The sequence below is a fragment of the Micromonospora sp. D75 genome (assembly GCF_018070405.1).
GTDB classification, from domain to species: Bacteria; Actinomycetota; Actinomycetes; order Mycobacteriales; family Micromonosporaceae; genus Micromonospora; species Micromonospora chalcea.
Window position 1 is genome coordinate 1 of record NZ_JAGPXV010000479.1, and the last position, 4,758, is coordinate 4,758.

At 71.8% G+C, this 4,758-nt stretch carries 3 protein-coding genes; 2 read left to right on the plus strand and 1 reads right to left on the minus strand.

The window, feature by feature from the left end; all coding sequences use genetic code 11:
- Positions 1-1,656: serine/threonine-protein kinase (locus KBX39_RS23570; protein ID WP_210872546.1), on the minus strand; the 1,656-nt coding region annotated here is incomplete at its 3' end.
- A gap of 203 nt (positions 1,657-1,859) precedes the next feature.
- On the opposite strand from KBX39_RS23570, the gene KBX39_RS23575 reads away from it, so the two are divergent.
- Both KBX39_RS23575 and KBX39_RS23580 read left to right on the plus strand, forming a co-directional pair.
- A complete protein-coding gene (locus KBX39_RS23575) occupies positions 1,860-3,443 on the plus strand; it encodes a methylmalonyl-CoA mutase (RefSeq protein ID WP_210872548.1) in 1,584 nt (527 codons plus the stop codon).
- Between the two features lie 595 nt (positions 3,444-4,038).
- A partial coding sequence (locus tag KBX39_RS23580; protein ID WP_210872550.1) for an amidohydrolase occupies positions 4,039-4,758 on the plus strand: 720 nt, incomplete at its 3' end.

Consider the following 4,758-nt stretch of genomic DNA (forward strand, 5'->3'; position numbering starts at 1 on the left):
GTCGACGTAGAGGCCGCCGGTCTGCCGCTGCCAGCCCTTCGGCACCTGGATGGTCACGCCCTTGACGGTCTGCTCCTGCATCTCGGGCGCGGCGGCGGCCGAGTTCGACGGCAGCGTGCCCACGATCGGCGGTGGCGTGTCGTCGCCGCCGCTGGTCAGCGCGATCACGCTCACCAGCAGCACCACGGCGAGGCCACCGGCGGCGGCGAGCTGGACCTTGCGCGGCCACGCCTTGATCCGGCCGAGCAGGCCCTTGGCCGAGCCGAGCGCGCCGCCACCACCGGCGGCCGGAGCGGTGGCCGGCGTGGTCCACGGCTGGCCGGTGCCGGGCACCGACCACTGGTTGCCGCCGCCGTACACCGGCTGGGTGGCGTCGGCGGCACGGCCGTAGACCGGCTGGGTGGTCGGCACCTGCTGGGTGGCGTCCGCGCCGGCGCCCTGGCCGAGCCGGACCGTGGCGTCCGGCGAGATGCGCTGGGTGGCCTCGGGCGCGGGCCCGGACATCGCGCCGGTCGGGGTGTGCAGCGGGCCGGCCAGCGCGTCCGCGCTGGTCTCGTCCAGCGCGGCGTCGCCCGCCGCCGGCTTCTCGCCGGCGGGCCGCTCCCCGCGGCGCAGCGCGGCGAGCCGGTCGGTCAGCGACTCGTCCGGACCGATCATGGCCCGACCGCCGATCTGGCCGCTCGGCTTCGGCTCGGCCGCGATGGCCGGCGGCGTGGTCGGGCGCGGCACCGGCACCACCGCGTACGGGTCGGTGACCGAGTTGACCGCGGTGGCGGTGCTGGTCAGCGGCCCGGCGAGCAGTTCGCGCAGGTTGGCGCGGGCCCGGTGCACGTCCATCCGGCGGGCCGGGTCCTTCTCCAGCAGCCCCATCAGCACGCCGGTGAGCGGGCCGCTGCGCTGCGGCGTGGCGGGCGGGTCCTCGACCACGGCGTGCATGGTCTCGATCGGGTCGCCCTTGTCGAACGGGGGACGGCCCTCGACCGCTGTGTAGAGCGTCACGCCGAGCGAGAACAGATCGCTGGGCGGCCCGAACTCCTGGCCCATGGCCCGCTCGGGGGAGATGAAGTGCGGCGAGCCGAGCACCATGCCCGGCGTGGTGAGCTGCACGTCGGTGGGCATCCGGGCGACGCCGAAGTCGGTGAGCACGCAGCGGCCGTCGGAGCAGATCAGCACGTTGGCCGGCTTGACGTCGCGGTGCAGCACACCGATGGCGTGCGCCACCTCCAGCGCGCCGAGCAGCGCGATGCCGATCTTGGCGACGGCGCGCGGCGCGACCGGCCCGTCCTCGATCACCATGTCGGCGAGGCTGCGGGCGTCCAGCAGCTCCATCACGATCCACGGCCGGCCGCCCTCGGTGACCACGTCGTAGACCTGCACCACGGCCGGGTGCTGGATCGCGGCGGCGGCGCGGGCCTCCCGCAGCGTCCGTTCGTAGAGCGCGTCGCGGTCGCTCGGGGCGAGCCCCGGCGGGAGGACGACCTCCTTGACCGCCACGTCGCGGCGCAGCAATGTGTCTGTGGCCCGCCAGACCGTGCCCATGCCTCCGTTGCCCACCGGGGAGCGCAGCGAGTAGCGACCACCGATGGTGGTGCCGGGCGCCGCGCGTCCAGTGGGGGGACTGGCCGGTCCGCCGCTCCACGTCGGAATCTGAGTCACAGAAAAGCCACCGGGGGATATCGAGGGGGCTGGGACACAACCCCTCTATCTTGCTGGTTCCGACGCCCGATGCGAAACCCGACGCGGCGGGCGTTTACCTACTCGACGGTATGTGGCCGGTTGCTCACCTCCGGTGGTGTGCCGTGGCCAGGTGTGCGGTATCCCTCACCCACCAGGCGGTCAGCGCGTCCTACCATCCGGTAATGAGCGATGCGCGGTCAAGCGAGTCGGGTTTCCCGATCCAGGGCGTCTACACGGCGGCAGACCTTCCGGCGGACCTGGAGGCCCGGCTGGGCGAGCCGGGCGAATTCCCGTACACCCGCGGGGTCTACCCGACGATGTACACCTCCCGGCCCTGGACGATGCGACAGTACGCCGGCTTCGGCACCGCGACCGAGAGCAACGCGCGGTACCACCAGTTGCTGCGCGCCGGGACGATGGGCCTGTCCGTCGCGTTCGACCTGCCCACCCAGATGGGGTACGACTCGGACGACCCGATCGCGCACGGCGAGGTGGGCAAGGTCGGGGTCGCCATCGACTCCATCGAGGACATGCGCACGCTGTTCGGCGGCATCCCGCTGGACAAGGTCTCCACCTCGATGACGATCAACGCGCCCGGCTCGGTGCTGCTGCTGCTCTACCAGCTCGTGGCCGAGGAGAACGGCGTGCCGGGGGCGGCGCTCAACGGCACCATCCAGAACGACATCCTCAAGGAGTACATCGCCCGGGGGACGTACATCTTCCCGCCGAAGCCCTCGCTGCGGCTGGTCGCCGACACGTTCGCCTACTGCCGGGCCGAGGTGCCCAAGTGGAACACCATCTCGATCTCCGGCTACCACATGGCCGAGGCCGGCGCCTCGCCCGCGCAGGAGGTCGCGTTCACGCTGGCGAACGGCGTGGAGTACGTCCGCGCGGCGCTCGCCGCCGGGCTCGCAGTGGACGACTTCGCGCCCCGCCTGTCGTTCTTCTTCGTGGCCCGCACCACGCTGCTGGAGGAGGTCGCGAAGTTCCGCGCGGCCCGGCGCATCTGGGCCCGGCTGATGCGTGACGAGTTCGGCGCGAAGAACCCGAAGTCGATGATGCTGCGGTTCCACACCCAGACCGCCGGCGTGCAGCTCACCGCCCAGCAGCCGGAGGTGAACCTGGTCCGGGTGGCGGTGCAGGGCCTCGGCGCGGTGCTCGGTGGCACCCAGTCGCTGCACACGAACAGCTTCGACGAGGCGATCGCGCTGCCCACCGAGAAGGCGGCCCGGCTGGCGCTGCGCACCCAGCAGGTGCTGGCGTACGAGACGGACCTGACCGCCACCGTCGACCCGTTCGCCGGGTCGTACGTGGTGGAGGCGATGACCGCCGAGGTGGAGGCGGCGGCCACCGAGCTGATGGACCGCGTGTTCGACCACGGTTCGGCGGTGGACGCGATCGAGGCCGGTTTCCAGAAGCGCGAGATCGAGCAGTCGGCGTACCGGATCGCCCAGGAGATCGACTCGGGTGAGCGGGTGGTGGTCGGCCTCAACCGGTTCCAGATCGACGAGGAGGAGCCGTACGAGCCGCTGCGGGTGGACCCGGCGATCGAGGCGGCGCAGGGGGAGCGGCTGGCCCGGCTGCGCGCCGAGCGGGACTCCGGCGCGGTGGAGCGCGCACTGGCCGAGCTGAGTTCCGCAGCCGAGGGCGACGCCAACGTGCTCTATCCGATGAAGGAGGCGCTGCGCGCCCGGGCCACCGTCGGCGAGGTGTGCGGCACGCTGCGCGAGGTGTGGGGGATCTACCGGCCGAGCGATCGGTTCTGACGTTTTCAGGCGGCGGTCCCGTCGGCGCACGCAGGTGCCCGGCGCGGGCCGCCGTCGTGCGTCCGGTAGTGGTCTGAACTGGGCAAACGGGGCCGCTGAGGCGTACCGTTGGTCCCCTCCCGGGCGACGGCGCCCGGCCGGTCACGGCGGGTGGCCGGGCGGTGGCGCCCGGTGCCGCGCGTGTGCGATTCGGCGATTCGGGTAACCGGATCGGATGAACGGGACGGACAGCCTGTGCGGTCGACGGCCGGGCGGTCATGTCACCGTCGGGAGTCTTCCGGCAGCCGACAGTTGTCGCGCAATTGTCCGAGCGGCAGTTAATTGCCGCGACTAATGCGACAATTCGGAACAGCGGCCCGGATATTAGTGGCCGTTGAAACGGTTACGCGTTGTAGGAGGTGGGAGGCGGATGACGGGCTCCGACCGTGATCTACCTGCTGTCCCGCAGATATTCGAGCACTCTCACCAGGGCATTCGTGACGCTGCGCGGTCCGACCGCTACGCGAAAGATGTTGCGCAGCGTCACCGCCGGAGGTCTAGGCTGTCTGCTGTTCTACCCGATGATCCATCCATCTCTAGTGATCGAGAATTCGACGTGACGAGTGCGTTGACGCTGCCTTCCGGCGGCCCGCTGGCGTCGTCCCGGCCCGAGGCGCCGACCGGTTCCCAGCCCCTGCCCTTCGAGCTCGACCATCTCCTCGCGCTGCGCGTGCCCGGCCTGATCGCGACCCGCCGGCACCTCCACTCCCACCCGGAACTGTCCGGCGAGGAGTTCGAGACCGCCGCCCTGGTGCACCGCGAGCTGTCCCTCGCCGGGCTGAAGCCGCGCCTGCTGCCGAAGGGCAACGGCGTCATCTGCGACATCGACGGACGCCCGGACGGCCCGGTGATCGCGCTGCGCGCCGACATCGACGCGCTCCCGCTGGACGACCCGAAGGACGTGCCGTACCGCTCGACGGTGGAGGGCGTCTGCCACGCCTGCGGCCACGACGTGCACACGTCGGTGATGCTCGGCGTCGGCATGCTGCTGGCCCAACTCGCCGACATCGGCCAGCTCGACGGCCGGGTACGGCTGATCTTCCAGCCGGCCGAGGAGATCCTGCCCTGCGGCTCGCTGGAGGTCATCGAGGCCGGCGGTCTGGAGGACGTGGTGCAGATCTTCGCGCTGCACTGCGACCCGAACCTGCCGGTGGGCAAGGTCGGCCTGCGGGTCGGCCCGATCACCGCCGCCGCCGACAACGTCACCGTCCGGCTCACCGGGCCGGGCGGACACACCGCCCGCCCGCACCTGACAGTCGACCTGGTGGACGCGCTC